Annotated in this window: 22 protein-coding genes and 1 pseudogene; 10 read left to right on the top strand and 13 right to left on the bottom strand. The window is 72.2% G+C overall.

Going from position 1 to position 17,242, the window contains the following annotated elements; all coding sequences use genetic code 11:
• Positions 1–4: 4 nt before the first annotated feature.
• From FLV34_RS13965 to FLV34_RS13940, 6 genes are read right to left on the bottom strand one after another with little or no spacing between them, the layout of a single operon-like run.
• Complete coding sequence (locus FLV34_RS13965; protein ID WP_147943293.1) at positions 5–868, bottom strand: DUF72 domain-containing protein; 864 nt, start codon at positions 866–868, stop codon at positions 5–7.
• A gap of 28 nt (positions 869–896) precedes the next feature.
• Positions 897–1,838 (bottom strand): DUF4380 domain-containing protein, encoded by a 942-nt coding sequence (locus FLV34_RS13960; RefSeq protein ID WP_147943292.1) that lies wholly within the window; start codon positions 1,836–1,838, stop codon positions 897–899.
• Positions 1,838–2,905, bottom strand: coding sequence for a zinc-binding dehydrogenase (locus FLV34_RS13955; protein WP_205830536.1), 1,068 nt, complete (start codon positions 2,903–2,905; stop codon positions 1,838–1,840). Before FLV34_RS13955 ends, FLV34_RS13960 begins: the two co-directional genes overlap by 1 nt.
• Positions 2,902–3,909, bottom strand: coding sequence for an ABC transporter permease (locus tag FLV34_RS13950; protein WP_142649146.1), 1,008 nt, complete (start codon positions 3,907–3,909; stop codon positions 2,902–2,904). Before FLV34_RS13950 ends, FLV34_RS13955 begins: the two co-directional genes overlap by 4 nt.
• Positions 3,910–3,917: 8 nt before the next feature.
• Positions 3,918–5,411 carry a sugar ABC transporter ATP-binding protein gene (locus tag FLV34_RS13945; RefSeq protein WP_147943291.1) on the bottom strand — a complete coding sequence of 498 codons (1,494 nt, stop codon included), beginning with the start codon at positions 5,409–5,411 and terminating at the stop codon, positions 3,918–3,920.
• Between the two features lie 47 nt (positions 5,412–5,458).
• Complete coding sequence (locus FLV34_RS13940; protein WP_142649144.1) at positions 5,459–6,448, bottom strand: substrate-binding domain-containing protein; 990 nt, start codon at positions 6,446–6,448, stop codon at positions 5,459–5,461.
• A gap of 162 nt (positions 6,449–6,610) precedes the next feature.
• Here FLV34_RS13940 and FLV34_RS13935 point away from each other — a divergent pair, with 162 nt between their 5' ends.
• Genes FLV34_RS13935 through FLV34_RS13915 form a run of 5 tightly spaced genes read left to right on the top strand, consistent with a single transcriptional unit; the run spans position 6,611 to position 10,819 of the window.
• Positions 6,611–7,375, top strand: coding sequence for an SDR family NAD(P)-dependent oxidoreductase (locus FLV34_RS13935; RefSeq protein ID WP_142649143.1), 765 nt, complete (start codon positions 6,611–6,613; stop codon positions 7,373–7,375).
• 18 nt (positions 7,376–7,393) lie between these two features.
• Positions 7,394–8,098, top strand: coding sequence for a FadR/GntR family transcriptional regulator (locus FLV34_RS13930; protein ID WP_142649142.1), 705 nt, complete (start codon positions 7,394–7,396; stop codon positions 8,096–8,098).
• Entirely contained in the window at positions 8,095–9,240 is a 1,146-nt protein-coding gene (gene dgoD / locus FLV34_RS13925; protein ID WP_142649141.1) for a galactonate dehydratase, read from the top strand. Before FLV34_RS13930 ends, dgoD begins: the two co-directional genes overlap by 4 nt.
• Positions 9,241–9,245: 5 nt before the next feature.
• Positions 9,246–9,878: a bifunctional 4-hydroxy-2-oxoglutarate aldolase/2-dehydro-3-deoxy-phosphogluconate aldolase gene (locus FLV34_RS13920; RefSeq protein WP_222709501.1), complete on the top strand. Its 633-nt coding sequence runs from the start codon at positions 9,246–9,248 to the stop codon at positions 9,876–9,878.
• On the top strand, positions 9,875–10,819 hold the full coding sequence (locus FLV34_RS13915; protein ID WP_142649139.1) for a sugar kinase: 945 nt from the start codon (positions 9,875–9,877) through the stop codon (positions 10,817–10,819). Before FLV34_RS13920 ends, FLV34_RS13915 begins: the two co-directional genes overlap by 4 nt.
• A gap of 37 nt (positions 10,820–10,856) precedes the next feature.
• Here the strand turns inward: FLV34_RS13915 and FLV34_RS13910 are convergent, their stop codons facing one another.
• From FLV34_RS13910 to FLV34_RS42405, 3 genes and pseudogenes are all read right to left on the bottom strand, one after another.
• Positions 10,857–11,528, bottom strand: coding sequence for a hypothetical protein (locus tag FLV34_RS13910; RefSeq protein WP_142649138.1), 672 nt, complete (start codon positions 11,526–11,528; stop codon positions 10,857–10,859).
• Positions 11,529–11,572: 44 nt separating this feature from the next.
• Positions 11,573–11,722, bottom strand: a complete 150-nt coding sequence (locus tag FLV34_RS13905) for a WD40 repeat domain-containing protein (protein WP_260617365.1) — start codon at positions 11,720–11,722, stop codon at positions 11,573–11,575.
• Positions 11,720–11,779: pseudogene (locus tag FLV34_RS42405) on the bottom strand (WD40 repeat domain-containing protein); the annotation flags it as partial. The gene FLV34_RS13905 and the pseudogene FLV34_RS42405, both read right to left, overlap by 3 nt.
• Positions 11,780–11,956: 177 nt before the next feature.
• On the opposite strand from FLV34_RS42405, the gene FLV34_RS13900 reads away from it, so the two are divergent.
• The 3 genes from FLV34_RS13900 (at position 11,957) to FLV34_RS13890 (ending at position 13,771) form a co-directional block, all read left to right on the top strand.
• Positions 11,957–12,520, top strand: a complete 564-nt coding sequence (locus tag FLV34_RS13900; RefSeq protein WP_142649137.1) for a dihydrofolate reductase family protein — start codon at positions 11,957–11,959, stop codon at positions 12,518–12,520.
• A gap of 68 nt (positions 12,521–12,588) precedes the next feature.
• Positions 12,589–13,128, top strand: coding sequence for an NUDIX hydrolase (locus FLV34_RS13895; protein ID WP_260617359.1), 540 nt, complete (start codon positions 12,589–12,591; stop codon positions 13,126–13,128).
• A gap of 94 nt (positions 13,129–13,222) precedes the next feature.
• On the top strand, positions 13,223–13,771 hold the full coding sequence (locus FLV34_RS13890) for a dihydrofolate reductase family protein (RefSeq protein WP_142649136.1): 549 nt from the start codon (positions 13,223–13,225) through the stop codon (positions 13,769–13,771).
• Positions 13,772–13,781: 10 nt separating this feature from the next.
• Here the strand turns inward: FLV34_RS13890 and FLV34_RS13885 are convergent, their stop codons facing one another.
• Together FLV34_RS13885 and FLV34_RS13880 are read right to left on the bottom strand one after the other, a co-directional pair.
• Positions 13,782–14,207 (bottom strand): nucleoside deaminase, encoded by a 426-nt coding sequence (locus FLV34_RS13885; protein ID WP_142649135.1) that lies wholly within the window; start codon positions 14,205–14,207, stop codon positions 13,782–13,784.
• A complete protein-coding gene (locus tag FLV34_RS13880; protein WP_147943289.1) occupies positions 14,204–15,052 on the bottom strand; it encodes an LLM class flavin-dependent oxidoreductase in 849 nt (282 codons plus the stop codon). The genes FLV34_RS13885 and FLV34_RS13880 overlap by 4 nt, the downstream gene beginning before the upstream one ends.
• 93 nt (positions 15,053–15,145) lie before the next feature.
• Between FLV34_RS13880 and FLV34_RS13875 the strand changes: the two genes are divergently transcribed.
• Complete coding sequence (locus tag FLV34_RS13875) at positions 15,146–15,607, top strand: Lrp/AsnC family transcriptional regulator (RefSeq protein WP_147943288.1); 462 nt, start codon at positions 15,146–15,148, stop codon at positions 15,605–15,607.
• A gap of 19 nt (positions 15,608–15,626) precedes the next feature.
• Here FLV34_RS13875 and FLV34_RS13870 read toward each other — a convergent pair whose 3' ends face one another.
• Positions 15,627–16,082, bottom strand: coding sequence for an SgcJ/EcaC family oxidoreductase (locus tag FLV34_RS13870; protein ID WP_147943287.1), 456 nt, complete (start codon positions 16,080–16,082; stop codon positions 15,627–15,629).
• A gap of 92 nt (positions 16,083–16,174) precedes the next feature.
• Here FLV34_RS13870 and FLV34_RS13865 point away from each other — a divergent pair, with 92 nt between their 5' ends.
• Entirely contained in the window at positions 16,175–16,627 is a 453-nt protein-coding gene (locus FLV34_RS13865; RefSeq protein ID WP_261985772.1) for a MarR family winged helix-turn-helix transcriptional regulator, read from the top strand.
• A 15-nt stretch (positions 16,628–16,642) separates the two neighbouring features.
• On the opposite strand, the gene FLV34_RS13860 is transcribed toward FLV34_RS13865, so the two are convergent.
• Entirely contained in the window at positions 16,643–17,170 is a 528-nt protein-coding gene (locus tag FLV34_RS13860; RefSeq protein ID WP_142649132.1) for a MarR family winged helix-turn-helix transcriptional regulator, read from the bottom strand.
• Between the last annotated feature and the right edge of the window lie 72 nt (positions 17,171–17,242).

The following is a 17,242-nucleotide window of genomic DNA, read 5'->3' as shown; positions in this document are numbered from 1 at the left end:
CGGCTCAGAACAGAGTCAGCGGCTCGTCCGGCGCCTCCGGCGCCATGGGCTCGGGCAGCGGCTCCAGGCCGGGCACCTCGGCGCGTACGTCGTCGTGGAAGCGCCGGGCGAGCGTCGGCGCGTCGGCGTTGTCCGGGGTGTGCACGAACACGGTCGGCGAGCGTCCCTCGCGCAGCCATCCGGCGACGGTCTCCACCCAGTGGCGCCAGCCCTCGGCCGTACGCTCCGGGTCGTCGCGGCCGATGTAGCGGACGATCGGGCGGTCGGTGAGGGCGGCGGTCCGCAGCGGCACGCGCGGCTTCTTCGACCAGGCGTCCCGTTCGGCGTCGCTGGTCGGCGGGGTGCGGAACAGCACGGTGGTGTCGAACGGCACCCACTCGGCGCCCGCCCCGGCCAGCACCCGCTCAAGGAGCCGCGCGGCCCGGGTGTCCTCGAAGAACGCGCGGTGCCGCACCTCGACGGCGTAGCGGTGGTCGCGGGGAAGCCGGCCGAGGAAGGCCGCGAGCGCCCCGGCGTCCGCCGGGCCGAACGAGCCGGGAAGCTGGATCCACAGCGCGTGGGCGCGCGGGCCCAGCGGCTCGATCGCGTCGAGGAAGGCCCGCAGGTCGTCGTCGGCCCCGGTCAGGCGGCGCTCATGGGTGATCGGCCGGGGCAGCTTGACCACGAAGCGGAAGCCGGGATCGGTCTGCCCCGCCCACGACTCCACCGTGCTCCGCGAGGGCGTGGCGTAGAACGTCGTGTTGCCCTCGACCGCGTTGCACCAGGTGGCGTAGGCGCGCAGCCGCTCCCCCGGAGGAAGCGGGTGCGGCAGGAGACGCCCCTGCCACGGCGCGTGCGTCCACATCGCGCATCCCACATGAAGCCGCATGGCCCCGACGTTATCCGGTCGGGATCACTCAGACGTGCGGGGGCGTCGGCGTCACGGACCAGGTCACGCGGTGGCGCAACACCTCTCCGGGGGCGAGCGAGGTCAGGGGCGACATGGTCTCGGCCTCGACCAGCCGTGCCATGGGGCGCAGGCCCTCCAGCCCCTCCAGCTCCTCGTCCTTGGGGTACTGCATCCAGATCGCGACCTCGGAGCCCTGGTCGGGGTAGGGCGCGCCCGGCCGCACGTCGAACCGCTGCGTCAGCGTCGCCCCGCCGGGGGCGACCACGGCGAGCCATCCGGCCGTGCCGCCGATGCCGATCTTGCCGACGACGTCGCGCACCGGCACCCGGCCCGCCGAGGGGGAGACCCGCTCCAGGACCGGCGCGCCGTCGGGCGCGAACAACGTCACCGGCGCCCGGTGGCGGTCGGTCAGCCCGACCCACACCCCGCACCGGGGATCGTCGTGCCCGCGGAACGACTCGGTCTCGAACTGGGTCACCGTCCAGGCCGCCCACCGCACCGGGTGATCGGTGACGTTCTCCAGCTCGCTCTCCACCACGAGGACCGCCTGGTCGGCCTGCATCGTCACCGTGCGGGTGACGGCCAGCCCGGTGCGCGGGTCGTCACCGCTGCGCAGCCGTACGCGCAGGTCGTCGCGCTCCAGCACCGCGTACGCACCGGCGTCGAGCACCGGGTCGGGCGGCCCCGCCCACTCCTCGGGCGACGACCACCCCTGCGGGGCGGGCCAGGTCTTGTCGCCGCCCCAGTTGGCCCAGCTCGCGAACCCGGTGGGGGCGGGCAGCCGCCGCGCGGCGGGGGTGAGCGCGAGCGACGCGTCGAGCAGGTCGGGGTTGCGCCACAGCCACTCGCGGCCCGCGGCGCGCAGCGAGATGATCCGCCCGCCGCGCCCCGGCAGGACGACCGCCTCTCCCCAGGGCGCGGCCAGCGTGATCAGCGGCTCCTCGCTCATCACGCGCGCTGCGCGGGGACCAGGCAGACCTTGCCGGTGCGCCCGGAGTCGGCCAGCCGGTATGCCTCGTCGGCCTGCTCCAGCGGCAGCACGTCGGTCACCAGCCGCTGCGGGCTCGCGCCCCACCGCACCAGGCGGAAGGCCAGCTCCTCCATCGCCTGCAGCGAGGTGACCCAGGAGGCGTACAGGGTGAGCTGGCGGTGCAGCAGCAGGTCGGAGACCTCCGTCTCCAACCGGCCGCCCTCGCCCACCAGGGAGACCCGGCCCCACTCGGCCGCGCCCCGGATCGCGACGCTGCGGCCCGCGGCCGAGCCCGAGCAGTCCATCGTCACCGAGCAGCCGCGTCCTTCGGTCGCCTCGTCGAGGGCCTCGGCGACCCCGTCGTCGGCGATCAGGACCTCGTCGAACAGGCCGAGCGACCGGGCGTGCGCGGCGCGCTCGGGCGAGCGCTCCACGCCGAGCACCCGGGTCGCGCCGAGCCCTCGGGAGATCATGGCGGCGGCCAGCCCGACCGGCCCGAGACCGACCACGAGCAGGTCGTCGCGCCCGCCGACCCCGGTGCGCAGCAGGCCCTCGTACGCCGTGCCGAACCCGCAGGCGATCAGGGCGCCGTCCACGTAGGACAGCTCGTCGGGCAGCGGCACGGCCGTGCTCTCCTCGACCAGGATGTATTCGGCGTGGCCGCCGTCGCGCTGCCAGCCGTACGCCGACCTGCGCTCGGGGTCGGAGCAGCTGATCATGTGGCCGCGGCGGCAGTTCGGGCACAGCCCGCAGCCGGAGATGTGGTAGACGATCACGCGGTCGCCCACCCCGAACCGGCGGCAGCCCGGCCCGGCCTCCACGACCTGGCCGCTGGGCTCGTGCCCGGCCACGACCCCCTTGTACGCCGCGCCCTCCTGGCCGACGTGGGTCTTGTGCCCCCGGTAGATGTACGACAGGTCGCTGCCGCAGATGCCGGACGCGCCCACGCGTACGAGCAGCTGGCCGGGGCCGGGCGTGGGCACCTCCACGTCGCGGAGCACGGCGGTGAAGTCGCCGGGCAGGTAGACGCCTTTCATGGTGGTCATGCGCTACGGGCTCCGTTCCGCTTGGAGAGCAACACGTTGATCAGCACGGCGCCGACGATGATCACGCCGCGCACCACGTCCTGGAAGAAGGCGTTGACCCCGAGCAGCACGAGGCCGTTGCCGATGACGGTGATGAAGGCGACGCCCAGCAGGGTGCCGAGCAGCGATCCCTTGCCGCCGGCGAGGGAGGTGCCGCCGATCACGACCGCGGCGATCACGTCGAATTCGAGGCCCACCGACGCGCCGCCGTTGCCGGATCCGAGGCGCGCGGCCAGCAGCAGGCCGCTGACCGCGGCGAGCAGGCCGGTCGTGGCGAACAGGATCACCCGGATCCGCGAGACGTTGATGCCCGCGAGGCGGGCGGCCTCGGCGTTGCCGCCGACCGCGAAGACCGAGCGGCCGTACGCCGTGCGGTTGGCCACGAAGAGGAACACGACGAACAGGACGGCCATGATGATGGCCGGGGTCGGGATGCCGAGGATGCTCCCGGCCAGCACGTCGAGGAACCCGTTGGCGTCCAGCGGCACCGGCAGGCCGTCGGTCATGTACTGCGCCAGCCCGCGCAGCGCGCTCCACAGGCCGAGCGTGGCGACGAACGACGGGATGCCCCAGCGGGCGCGCAGGAATCCGGCCCCGGCCCCGAGCAGCAGGCCCACCGCGAGGCAGACCAGTACGGCGAGGGCGAACGGGATGTGCCACTCCCCGGTGGCCTTGGCCAGCAGGACCGACGAGAACGCCACGGCGGGGCCGATGCTGATGTCGATCTCACCGGCCACGATGACGAGGGTCATCGCCCAGGCCACGACGCCGATCGTCGCCGCGTCGCGCAGGATGGCCAGCTGGTTCGTCACGGACAGGAAGCCCGGCGCGGTGGCGGACAGCACCACGAACAGCACCACGATGGCCCCGATGAGCCCGATTTCGTTCAGCCGTTGGGTGTTGCGTTGCCCGCCCCGGGCGTCCGCCTTGGTCGCGGGCGGGCCGGTGGGCGTGGTCGTGCTCATGTTCTCCCTCACTCCTCGGCAATGGCCAGGGCCATGACCCGGTTCAGCTCGATCTCGTCGCCGCTCAGCTCGGCGACGGCGCGCCCGCCGCGCAGGACGACGATCCGGTCGCAGACGTCGGCCAGCTCCTCCACCTCGCTCGACACGAAGACCACGGCGCGCCCGTCGTCGGCCAGCAGGCGCATCTGGTCGTAGATCTGGCGCTTGGCCTCCACGTCCACGCCGCGGGTGGGCTCGTCGAGGAGCAGCACGTCGCTTCCCGCGTGCAGCCATCGGGCGAGCACGGCCTTCTGCTGGTTGCCGCCGCTGAGCGTGCCGATCGGCGTCCCCGGGCGGGCCGTCTTGATCGCCAGGCGGTCGATGAGCGCCCGGGCGGCCTGCCGGATCGCCCGGCGGTCCAGCACGCCCGACCTGCTCACCTTGCGCAGGTCGCTGATGACGATGTTCTCGTCGACGCCCATCAGCGGCACGATCCCCTCGCGCCGCCGGTTCTCCGGCGTCATGCCGAGCCCCTTGGCGAGCATCGCGGCGAACGCGCCGGGCCGTACGGGCTCGCCGCGCAGACGGATCTCGCCGGACGCCGGGCGGTCGAGCCCGACCAGGGCGCGCAGCGTCTCGGTGCGGCCCGAGCCGAGCACCCCGGCGATGCCCAGGATCTCGCCGGGCCGCACGTCGATGTCGAGGCCGTTCAGCCGGTCGCTGACCAGGCCGCGCGCCGACAGCACGGGCGGCTCGGCGCTGGGGCGGCGGGTCCGGCCCGCGACGGCCTCGGGCGCCGCGCCGAGCATCATCGCCACGATCTCGTGCGTCGAGGCCGTGCGCACCGGCAGCGTCTCGACGATCCTGCCGTCGCGGACGACCGTGGCGGTGTCGGCCACCTGCCGGATCTCGTCCATGCGGTGGCTGACGTAGATGACCGCCACGCCCTGCTCCGCGACGGTCCGTACGACGTCGATGACCTGCCTGACCTCGGCGGCGGCCAGCGAACTGGTCGGCTCGTCGAGGATGAGCAGGGTGGGCCGCTGGGCGACGGCGCGGGCGATCTCCACGAGCTGCTGCCCGGCCGAGCCCAGCGCGCCGACCGGGCTGTCGACGTCGATGTCCACGCCGATGCGCGCCATCGCCTCCTTCGCGTCGGCGCGCATCCTGCGCAGGTCGAGCGCGCCGCGCGAGCGCGGCCAGGCCCCCAGGAACAGGTTCTCCGCGACCGTCATCTCCGGCACCAGGCTCAGCTCCTGGTAGACGGTCGCGACCCCCAGCGCGGCGACGTCGCGCGTGCCGAGGCCCGCCAGCGACGTGCCGCGTACGAGCGCCTCGCCCGAGTCGAGGTGCTCGGCGCCGGACAGGACCTTGATCAGGGTGGACTTGCCGGCGCCGTTCTTGCCCAGCAGCGCGCGGACCTCGCCGCGCCGCACCGCGAAGTCGACGTCGCTGAGAGCGGTGACGCCGGGGTAGCGCTTGGTGCCGGCGCGCACCTCCGCGACGACGTCGGTGTTCGACATGGGAGCCTTCCTGGGAGCCTTCAATGGGGACGAGTCGCCTGGACGGTTTACGGGATGCCGTCGGCGTGCTCGGTCAGCCACTTCTCGTTGGTGGCCTTGTCGTCGGCGGTGTAGAGGATCGGGTCGACCGGGATGACGAACGAGTCGTTCTTGGCGCCGCTCGACGCCTTGCGTGCGGCCTCGTACGCGAGCTTGCCCACGGTCTGCGCGGGGACGTCGATCTCGGCCTTGAGGATGCTGCCGTCGACCAGGGCCTTGGCGATGTCGACGGTCATGTCGCTGCCGAAGACGACGGTCTTGCCCACGCGGGAGCGGGTGGTGACGGCCTTGATGCCGGCCAGGGTGCCGCCGCCCGCCACGGCGTAGAACGCGTCGAGCTCGGGGTTGGCGGTGATGATGTTCTCGGCGACCGGGGTGGCCTTGTCGACGACCGCGCCCTCCTGGTCGGCGACGTACTGGGCGCCGGGCACCGACTCGGCCAGGCCGTCCTTGAAGCCTCGCTTGCGCTCCTTGCAGACCTCGACGAAGTCGCAGTTGAGGATGGCGATCTTCGGCTTGTCGATCTTCTGGGAGGTGAAGTACTTCCCGGCCTGCTCACCCAGCTTCTTGCCGAAGACGTACGGATCGGACAGGACGTAGCCCCACACGTACTTCTTGGCGTCCGCGTCGTTGATGCAGGTGTTGTAGCAGACGACCGGAATGCCGGCCTTGCTCGCCGCCGCGATCGCCGGGGTGGACGCCGTGGCGGAGACGGCCGAGGTGATGATCGCGTCCACGTTGGAGGCGACCAGGGTCGACATGAACGAGGACTCCTTGGCCGCGTCACCCTGCGCGTTGTTGCCCAGCAGCTTGAGCTCGGAGTCCTGGGCGGCGGCGGTCTCGATGCCCTTCTTCACGCCGGCGTAGAAGCCCTGCGAGTCCAGGTAGATCACCCCGACGCGGAGCTGTTGTTTCCCGCCCGATGCGCCGCCGGACCCGGCGGACTGACCGCAGGCGGCGAGCACGGCGCCGACGGCCAGCAGAGCGATGCAGCGCATCGCCGTGAGTCGAACTGATGCCACGAATGGCCTCCCATGAGTCTGTCTTCGGTTGGCGACGCCACCGGGTAGGGCGCGCTGCGCCACGTCCAGATGATGAGGCGGTCGTAACGTGCCTGTCAATAAATTGTCATAAAAAAACACTTATCGTAGAGTGACGGTGTGAACCTCCCCGGACCTTCCACGGAGGCCGGATGCTGCGCGGTCGTGACCGGCGCCGCCTCCGGCATCGGCGCGGCTACCGCCAGGCGCCTCGGCGCGACGGGCATGCCCGTCCTGCTGTGCGACATCTCCCCGGCGGGGGAGGAGGTCGCCGCGGCTGTCGTCGAGGCGGGCGGCACGGCAAGATTCGTGCGCATGGACGTCAGCGACGAGAGCGCGTGGGGGGAGCTCCGCCGCGTCGCCCACCGGGAGTTCGGCCCGGTGCGGCAGCTCGTCAGCAACGCCTACGTCGTGGACGTCAGACCTGTCCACGACCTGGGCGCGGCATCGTGGAACCGCCAGCTGGAAGTGAACCTCACCGCCTCCTACCTGGCCTTTCGCACGCTACACGAGGATCTGCGGGCGACGTCGGGGGCGGTCGTCCTCGTCTCGTCGGTGCACGCCCTCGTCGGCCTGCCCGGCCACCCGGCGTACGCGGCGACGAAGGCGGCGCTGGTGGGTCTCGGCCGCCAGCTCGCGGTGGACTACGGCCCCGACGTGCGCGTCAACACCGTGCTGCCCGGGCCGATCATGTCCCCCGCGTGGGACCGCGTGGCGGAGGAGGACCGGCGCCTGAGCGTGGAGGCCACCATCGCCAAGCGGTTCGGCGACCCCGCCGAGGTCGCCGCGGCGATCGCCTTCCTGCTGTCGGACGAGGCGTCCTACATCACCGCCACCACCCTCGTCGTCGACGGCGGCTGGAGCGCGACGAAGAACTCCTCCTGAGAGGTATGACCGCAGAGCATGAGCACCTACAAAGGGCGTGGCATCCACGGCCAGGTCGTCGAGATCATCGGCCGCCGCCTCGTCACCGGGCAGTTCGCCGAGAACGGGCGCATCGACCTGGTCGAGCTGGAGGCCGAGCTGCAGGTGTCCCGCACCGTGGTGCGTGAAGCGCTGAAGGTGCTGGCCGGCAAGGGCCTGGTCGACTCGCGGCAGAAGCGGGGCACGGTGGTGCGCCCCCGCAGCGAGTGGAACCTGCTCGATCCCGACGTGATCAGCTGGGAGTTCGAGAACCGGGGCAGCGAGATGCTCGGGCAGCTCGCCGAGGTGCGGCAGATGTTCGAACCGGCCGCCGCCGCGCTGGCCGCCGGCCGGCGCACGGACGCCGACCTCGCCGAGCTCGAAGCGGCCCTTGAGGACATGACCGCGGCCACGACACCGGCCGAGGCGGCCTCCGCCGACCTGCGTTTCCACCGCGCCGTCCTGGCCGCGACGGGCAACGAGCTCCTGGTCCGCATGGAGGTCGTCATCGAGTCGGTGCTCGCCGAACGCGACCGCATCGTCCACGACGTCGTCACCACCGACGACCCGGTGCCGAGCCACCGGGCCCTGCTCGACGCCATCCGGGCGGGGGACGGCGAGGCCGCCAGAACCTGCGCGCTCGCGCTGCTCGACAAGTCCATGGCCGACGTCGACCGCGCGGCCCGCCTCCAGGGAGACCGGTGAAGATCACGCGCATCGAAACGTTCCTGGTGCCGCCCCGGTGGCTGTTCTGCCGGGTCGAGACCGACGAGGGACACGTCGGCTGGGGCGAGCCCGTCGTCGAGGGGCGGGCCGGCTCGGTCAGGGCGGCGGTCGGCGAGATCGCCGAGCTGCTCATCGGCGCCGACCCGCTGCGCATCGAGGACCACTGGCAGGTCATGACCAAGGGCGGCTTCTACCGCGGCGGGCCGGTGCTCGCCAGCGCCGTCGCCGGTCTCGACCAGGCCCTGTGGGACATCGCCGGCAAGGCGCGCGGCGTTCCCGTACACGAGCTGCTCGGCGGTCCCGTACGCGACCACGTCCGGGCGTACGCCTGGATCGGCGGCGACGAGCCCGGCGAGATCGAGGAGGAGGCCCGGCGTCAGGTGGAGGCGGGCTTCACCGCGGTGAAGATGAACGCCAGCGGCCGCATGTCCCCCATCGCGGGCCCGGGCGAGATCGACGAGGTCATCGCGCGCGTCACGGCGGTCCGCGAGGTGCTCGGCCCGGGCCGCGACATCGCGGTCGACTTCCACGGCCGGGTCTCCTATCCGAACGCCCGGCGGCTGCTGCCGCTGCTCGAACCGCTCACGCCCCTCTTCGTCGAGGAACCGGTCGTGCCGGAGTCGCTGCCCCAGGTGCGCAGCCTCGTGGAGGCGTCGAACATCCCCATCGCCCTGGGCGAGCGGCTCTACTCCCGCTGGGACTTCCTGCCGGCCTTCCAGGCGGGCGTCGCCGTGGCGCAGCCCGACCTGTCCCACGCCGGCGGCATCTCGGAGGTCCGCCGCATCGCCGCCCAGGCCGAGGTGTTCGGCGCGCTGCTCGCGCCCCACTGCCCGCTGGGACCGATCTCCCTGGCCTCCAGCCTCCAGGTGGCGTTCGCGACCCCCAACTTCCTGATCCAGGAACAGAGCATCGGCATCCACTACAACGACGGCAACGAACTGCTCGACTACCTGGTCGATCCATCCGTCTTCGCGTTCAGCGAGGGCCGCCTCTCCCGGCCGACCGGGCCGGGCCTCGGCATCGTGGTCGACGAGGCGGCCGTACGTGAGGCCGACAAGCGGGGTCACGCCTGGCGCTCCCCGGTCTGGCGCTACCCCGACCACTCCTTCGCAGAATGGTGACCGGCGTGCAACCACACGATCTGCTCGATCTCCTCACGACCCGGCGGCTCCTGGCCATCGTCCGCGGCGACGACCCGGCGGCGGCGCTGCGCAGCGTCGAGGTCCTCGCCGAGGAGGGCGTGACCCTGATGGAGGTCTCGCTCAGCGGCGCCGACGCGCTGTCGGTCATCCGGCAGGCCGCCTCCAGCCTGGGCGCGGGCGTGCACCTCGGCGCGGGCACCGTGCTGACCGCGCGCGACGCCGTCGCGGCCCGGGACGCGGGCGCGACGTTCGCCGTCACCCCCGGCCTCGGCGAAGGGGTGGACGAGGCGCTGCGCCTCGGCATGCCCGTGCTCGCCGGGGCGATGACACCCACCGAGGTCATCGCCGCGACCGCGCGGGGCGCCGCCGCCGTCAAGCTCTTCCCCGCTTCCACGGGCGGGGTCTCCTATCTGCGCGCGCTGCGGGACCCGTTCCCCCGCGTGCCGTTCGTGCCGGTCGGCGGCGTCGGGCTCGACAGCGTGCGCGACTATCTTGAGGCCGGTGCCGTCGCGGTCGGGCTCGGCTCGCCGCTGCTCGGCGACGCCCCGCGCGGCGGCGACCTGGACGGCCTGCGCCGCCGGGTGAGAACGGCGCTCGACCTGGTGGGCGCGCGATGAGGGCGGACGTCCTGACGATCGGCGAGGCGATGGTCACGGTCCGCTGCGCCGGGCCGCTGCGCCTCGGCGGCGACTCGCGGATGTCCACCGCCGGCGCGGAGGCCAACGTCGCGATCGCCCTGTCGCGCCTCGGGCACACGGCCCGCTGGGCCGGCGCGCTCGGCGACGACGAGCCCGGCGAGCTGGTCCTGCGCACGCTGCGGGCCGAGGGCGTGCTGACCGACCACGTCGTGCGGCGCACGGACGCCCCGACCGGCCTGCTGCTGCGGGACGTGGCCGCCGGGGGCCGGGCCCGGGTGCACTACTACCGCAGGGACTCGGCCGCCTCGACGCTGTCGTGGGACGAGGTGCGCCCCGCCGTCGAGGCCGGGCAGACGGGCCTGCACATCACCGGCATCACGCCGGCGCTCGGGCCCGCGCCGCTGGAGGCCGTCGCCGCCGCCGCCGGACACGCCCGCGCGGCGGGCGCCTGGGTGAGCCTCGACGTCAACCACCGGTCCCTGCTGTGGAGCAGGGAGGCGGCCGCGCGGGCGCTGCGCCCGCTGCTGCCGTACGTCACGGTGCTGATCGCGTCCGACGACGAGCTCGGCCTCGTGGCGGACGGCGACGGCGAACGCGAGCGTGTGTCGGCCCTGCTGGACGCCGGTGTGGAGGAGGTCGTCGTCAAGCGCGGCGCGGCGGGCGCGAGCTACCACGACGCGCGGACCTCGTTCGACGTCCCGGCTCGGCGGGTGCCCGTGGTGGACGTCGTCGGCGCGGGCGACGCGTTCACCGCCGGATATCTGTCCGGGCGGCTCGACGGGCTCGACGCGTACGGCCGGCTCGAACGGGCGACCCTGCTGGGAGCCGCCAGCGTGGCCTGCGCCGGAGACTGGGAGGGGCTGCCCACCCGGGCGGAGCTGCCCGCGCTGGCCCTGCCCGACGGCGAGACGCTGCGCTGACCTGCGGGCCCGCTCTCCGACGTCGCCTTCCCCGGACCTACGTGATCTGATCGAGCCGGAACATCGCGGCCAGGTCCGCGGCCAGGTCCGCGACGCTCCGGGAGCCGTCGACGTGCACGACCGGCAGCCCGAGCTCGCGGGCCTGGCGTCGCACCTCCTCGTCCCAGAGCAGGTCGCGGGCCAGCCGCTTGGCCAGGGCGTCCGCGTGGTCACCGTCTCCCCAGTTGGCCCGCGCCCGGGCGGGGTCGGCGAACCGGGCGCCCAGCGCACGGGCCCGGAACTCGGGCGCGGGCAGGAGGAAGACGGCCTGCTGCGGCCGGGTGACCAGCGGCGCGACCTCGCTCGGCAGCGTGCGGAAGTCGTCGACGAGGACGGGCCGGTCGGCGGGCAGGGCGAGCAGGTCGTCGAGGACGAACCCGAAGGTCTCGCCGTGCAGGCTGGGCATGGCGTGGAAGATCTCCTCGGCGGTGCGGCCCGCCCATCTGTCCTCGGTGGGCGTTCGCAGCAACGCCCACAGGTGGGGCTGCCGCCGCGGATCGCACCTCTTGACGTAGCCGAGCTCGGCTCGGTCGCCGTCGTAGACGTGCACGTCGTGCCGTTCGGCCAGGGCCTGGGTGACGGTGCTCTTGCCGGCTCCCGTGCCGCCGGCGATCCAGCGGACGTGCGCGAGCCTGCGGCGGAGATCGGCGAGGGAAGACCGGCGTGTCATGTCCGGCAGTCTGGCAAACGCGAGCGGAGACCGGACGATGGCGGTCAGCAGGTGCGCCGAACCATGATCGTGCGGTCGTCTCCCGCGGACGCGAGCGAACGCCCGTCCCTGCTGAACGCGAGAGCCTGCACCGGTGCGGTGTGCCCGGTCGGCGTGGCGTACGACGCCCAGGTGCGCGTGTCCCAGAGCTTCACGGTGCGGTCGGCGCCCGCCGTGGCGACCGTCCCGCCGTCCGGGCTGAAGGCGACGGCCCTGACGTGCGCCCGTCGTCCTCCTCAGGGCGAGCGGGCGGATCACCAGGCGGGATATCGGCAGGGGCATATCCCGCCCGGCGTCCGCCGCACCACCGACAAAAAAGATTGTCTTGACAGTAGAAGTGGTCGGCTGCGAGTCTGGGGTCACGCAAGCGCGAGACCGAGGAGACCCAGATGCGCAAGATCGTCGCCAGCTTTTTCATGTCCCTCGACGGCGTCGTCGAGGCGCCCGACCAGTGGCACTTCCCCTACTTCAGCGAGGAGATGGGCGCGGCCGTCGGCGCGCTGATGTCCGAGTCGGACGCGATGATGATGGGCCGGGTCATGTACGAGAGCTGGGCGGCCTACTGGCCCGGCAAGGCCGGCACGGACGACCCCTTCGCCGACTTCATCAACAACGTCCCCAAGTACGTTGTCTCCACGACCCTCGACACGGTGGAGTGGCAGAACTCCGCCCTCGTCACCGGCGACTTCGCCGAGGAGATCACCAAGCTGAAGCGGCAGCCCGGCAGGACGATCGGCATCAGCGGCAGCACCAACCTCGTCCGCTCGCTGATGCGCCACAACCTGCTCGACGAGCTCCGGCTGCTGGTCCACCCGATCGTCGTGGGCAAGGGCCAGCACCTGTTCGAGGAGGGCCTGGAGATCCCGATGACGCTCGCGTCCTCGGAGACCTTCCCGACCGGCGTGCTGTCCCTCGCCTACCGGCCCGCCGCCGACCAGACCACGGAGAAGTGACGGAGAAGTGACCGCCGGGCCGAGCGCGCACGGACGTACGGCCCCGGGCGTGGGTAGGATCCGGCCACGTGACCGAAGCGCAGCCCGTGATCCGGCAGGTGTCCTCCCGCGTCGTCTACAGCAACCCGTGGATGACGGTCCGCGAGGACGCGATCGAGCACCCCGACGGCTCTCCCGGCCTGTACGGATATGTGGTCAGGCCCGACTTCGTGCTGATCGTGCCGGAGGAGGGCGACGGCTTCCACATCGTGGAGGAATACCGCTATCCGATCGGCCGCCGCTCGTGGAGCTTCCCGCAGGGCGGCGCCGAGGCCGACGACCGTGAGGCCGAGGCCCGGCGCGAGCTGGTGGAGGAGACCGGGCTCCGGGCCGACCGGATGCGCTACCTGGGACGCATGGACAGCGCCCACGGGATGACCGACCAGGGGCTGCACGTCTACGTGGCCACCGGCCTCACCAAGGGCGAACCCCGGCGCGAGCACACGGAGCAGGACATGCGCCAGCGGTGGGTGCATCACACCGAGTTCGAGCAGATGATCCTCGATGGCGTCGTCAGCGACTCGTCGTCCGTCGCCGCCTACCTGCTGTGGCGGCTGCGCCGGCCGTAGCGCGGGCCATGTCGTTTCCGTACAAGACCCGCGCGGGCGTGCCCGCCTAGTGTCGCTCCGCAGCCACCGTCATACGACCAGAGGAGCGGAGCACATGGCCAGGATCGTCGCCAACTTCTTCATCTCGCTCGACGGCGTCGTCGAGTCGCCCGACCAGTGGCACTTCCCCTACTGGAACGACGAGATGGGCGCCGTGATCCAGGCGGGCATGCAGACCTCGGCCGGGATGCTGATGGGCCGCAGGCTCTACGACGAGTGGTCCGCCTACTGGACGACGACGGACCAGGACCCGGAGATCGCCGCGGCCTTCAACAGCGCACCCAAGTACGTCGTGTCGACCACCCTGGAGAAGGCGGACTGGAACAACACCACCGTCGTCGACGGCGACGTCGCCGCCCGCCTGCGCGAGCTCAAGGAGCGGATCCAGGGCGGCGACCTGCAGATGTCGGGCAGCGCGACGACCGTGCGGTGGCTTCTCGCCAACGGGCTGCTCGACGAGCTGAACCTGCTCGTCCACCCGATCGTCGTCGGCCGGGGGCAGCGGCTGTTCGAGGACACCCCGACTCACAAGCTGAAGCTCGTGAAGTCGGAGACGTTCACGACCGGCGTGCTCAACCTGAGCTACGTCCCGGACGCAGGCTGAGAGCGGCGCGTCAGAGGTAGTACCCCTCGACCGGCACGCGCGCCTCGTCGAAGAGCGCCGGCCCCTCCTGCCGGAAGGCCGACGGGCCGGCCGGCGGCTTGAGCGTGCCGAGCTGCTCGGTGGAGAGCGCGAAGACGACACGGCCGAGCCCGGAGCGTTCGATGGCGCCCGCGCACATGCCGCACGGCTGGCAGCTCGTATACATCGTGGTGCCGGCCGCGACGGCCGGGTCGAGCTCGCGGGCGGCCCAGCGCGCGAGCTTCAGCTCGGGATGCGCGGTGATGTCGGCCTCCGTGATCGAGGTGTTGCGCTCCTCGACAAGCACGTCGCCGTCCGGGCCCACCAGCAGCGAGCCGAACGGCGGGTTGCCGCCCGCCCGCGCCTCGGCGGCCAGCTCGATCGCCCTGCGGAGGAACTTCTCGTCGGCGGATGTCATGAATGCTCCTTCGTGTAGGCGGCGGCCACGGTTTCGAGCAGGTGCCACGCCGTCTCCGGATGGTTCGTCTCATCGGGGTCCCCGTTGAAGGGGTCGAGCAGCACGGTCTCGGCGCCCAGGAGGCGCAGCCGGTCCAGGTCGTCCATGACCTGGTCGAGGGTGCCCTCGCCGGCCCGGCGGCCCTCGCCCGTCACCGGGGTGGTGGTGAGCCGCAGCAGAATGCGCGGGGCGAGCATGGGTGTCGCGCGCCGGAGGCGTTCCGCGACGGCGGCCAGCCGGTCCATCCGCTCGTCCAGCCATGGAAGGGTGAAGCGCAGCGGATGCCATGCGTCGCCGAGCAGCACCGCCCTGCGCAGAGCGGCGTCGCTGCCGCCGCCGACCCAGATCGGAATGTGCCCGGCGCGGTAGTCCTCCTCGTCCTGCCAGGCCAGGCGCATCACGCGCAGGTGCTCGTCGGTCAGCGCGCCGCGCCGCTCGTACGGCACGCCGAGCGCCTCGAACTCCTGCCTGGCCCAGCCGACCCCCACGCCGAGGACGAGCCGTCCACCGCTCAGATCCTGGAGGTTGGCCGCCATCCGGGCGGTCAGCAGCGGGTGGCGGTAGGGCACGATCAGCACGGTGGTGCCCAGCCTGATCCTGGTGGTGATCCCGGCGAGCCACGACAGCGTGGTGAAGGGCTCGTAGAACGGCGCGGGATACTGCCCGGCCACGTCGGGGGTGACCACGACGTGATCGGAGACCATGAGCAGATCGAACCCGAGCCCCTCCACCGTCTCGGCCCAGCCGCGCAGCACGCCGGGCCGCGTGCCCGGCCCGAAGTTCGGGACGTTGACGCCTAGTTTCACCGCACCAGACTATTGACGCGATCACGCTGCCCGGAAGAAGGAACTCCCTGGTTATCGGCGGTTCCGCCGTGGATTTCCCGGTATATTCGGCCGATGGCCGAGAGTCTTGACGCGACCGACTGGTCCATCCTGGCCGAGCTGCAACGCGACGGCCGCGTTCCCCTCACCGAGCTGGCCCGGCGGGTCAGCCTCAGTCCCTCCGCGGCGACAGAGCGCGTACGGCGGCTGGAGGCGGCCGGCGTCATCAGCGGCTATCGGGCGGTCGTCGACCTGGGGAAGGTCGGATATGCCGTGCTCGCCGTGGTGCGGCTGAAATATCCGGGCAATCGACACGAGCCGCTGCACCGGCTGCTCGGCGAGCGTACGGAGATCCTGGAGTGCCTGCGCACCACCGGTGACGACTGCTACACGCTGAAGGTCGCCGCGACCTCCATGGCCCACCTGGAAAAGGTGATGGACGAGCTCGCCCGGTTCGGCAGCACCACCACCAACATCGTCTACAGCGAGACGCTCCCCTACCGAGGACCACAGGCTCCCGCGCCGCCGGGCGGGTAGGCGAGGTCCCCGGCCACGCTCAGGACGAGACCGCGGCGGGCCTGGTGGCGGGCCGGGCCCTGAACGAGACGGCCTCGATGAGGGCCCTGTGCTTGGTGTTCTGGAAGGCGGCCACCTTCCAGCCGCCGTCCGCCTGACGGACCAGGGTGTAGGTCTGGATCTTGCCGAGCTTGCCGGGCCTGCCCTTGTGCACGTCGCCGCGGGTCACGACCAGGGCGGTGTCCGGGCCGGAGAAGCGGACGCCGACGATCTCACTGGCGAGCCGGGTGCCCTTGAGGAAGCTTTCGAACAGGGCCTGGTGGGCACGGCCGATCTCGGCGCCGCCGACGTAGAGGGTGCCGACATAGGTGACGTAGGTGGCGTCGGCGGTGAACTCCGCGCCGTACGCGGCGCCGTCCCCCGCGTTCCAGGCGGCGGTGAGGCGGTCCAGAACGGCGGTGACGGCGGCGACCTCGGGGGTGGTGGAGACGTTCATGGCGCATGCCCTCTCGTGATAACTTCTTCGAAGCAGTTACTTCTCCAAAGATTTCTCTTCTCTGAGGAAGAGATTAGGAAGGGGGTCGGCACGTGTCAACACCAGACGACCCGGGAGCGGTCTACCGGCGCTACCTCAGCGCCGTGATGCTGCATGGTCACGCCGGCGCGAAGGCCGTCGGCCTGGGCGCGACCGACCTGTACGCGCTGAACATCCTCGGGCTGGGCGGCGCGATGACCCCCGGCGAGCTCGGCCGGCGCACCGGCCTGACCACCGGGCCCACGACGAGGTTGATCGACCGCCTGGAGCAGGCGGGGTACGTGCGCCGGGCGCCCGACCCGGACGACCGCCGCAAGGTCATCATCGAACTCGTCGCCAGCCCCGGCGGCCTCGACGAGGCCCTGGCCCCGGCCCGCCGGAAGATCGGCGCCATCGTGCAGGGCTACTCGCCCGAGCAGCAGGCCGTCCTGTTCGACTACTTCGCCCGCGCCGCCGACGCGTACGTGGAAGCCACGGCGGAGCTCAACGACAAGCCGACCGGCTGACCGACGCCGGCCGGGTCACGCCTCCCGGGTCAGCACGGCCGTACGCGCGACGGCCGAGCAGCGGTCCTCTCCCGCCGGAGCCGCACCGGTGGCGGCATGCTCCAGCAGGGCCAGGAGGACCCGCCGGTCCTCGGGCGGGAGGGTGGACAGCAGTTCGTCCTCGGCCTGGGCGACCCGCGCGTCCACTTCGGCGAGGAGCCGCCGGCCCTGCTCGGTCGGCACGATGCGCCGCGCCCGGCGGTCGGACGGGTCCTGCTTGCGCTCCAGGAGATCGCATCCCTCGAACTTGTCGAGCAGATAGGTCATGACCGTACGGTCGATGCCGAGGCGGGCGGCGAGCGCGGCCTGCGTGGGCGGGGCATCGTGCACGACCGCGGAGAGCACCTGATAGCCGCGCACGCCCTGCGGCAGGTCGCGCGAAGCCTCCTCGACGCGCGCGCTCCACTCGCGCAGCAGCACGGCGAGGGACCACCCGAGCACAGAACCGTGTGACGAGCCCTGCGGGGAGAGTGTCGCGGTTTCGGCTGCTTCGTGTGTGGTCACCTCTCCACTCTAACGCGGAATACGATGACTTCTCGATGAGTTGTGCCGCATATAGTCTGTTGGACAGATTAG

Source organism: Microbispora sp. CSR-4 (assembly GCF_008033685.1).
GTDB lineage: Bacteria > Actinomycetota > Actinomycetes > Streptosporangiales > Streptosporangiaceae > Microbispora.
Note: the sequence above shows the minus strand (reverse complement) of the source record. Positions and strands in the feature narration are given on the sequence as shown.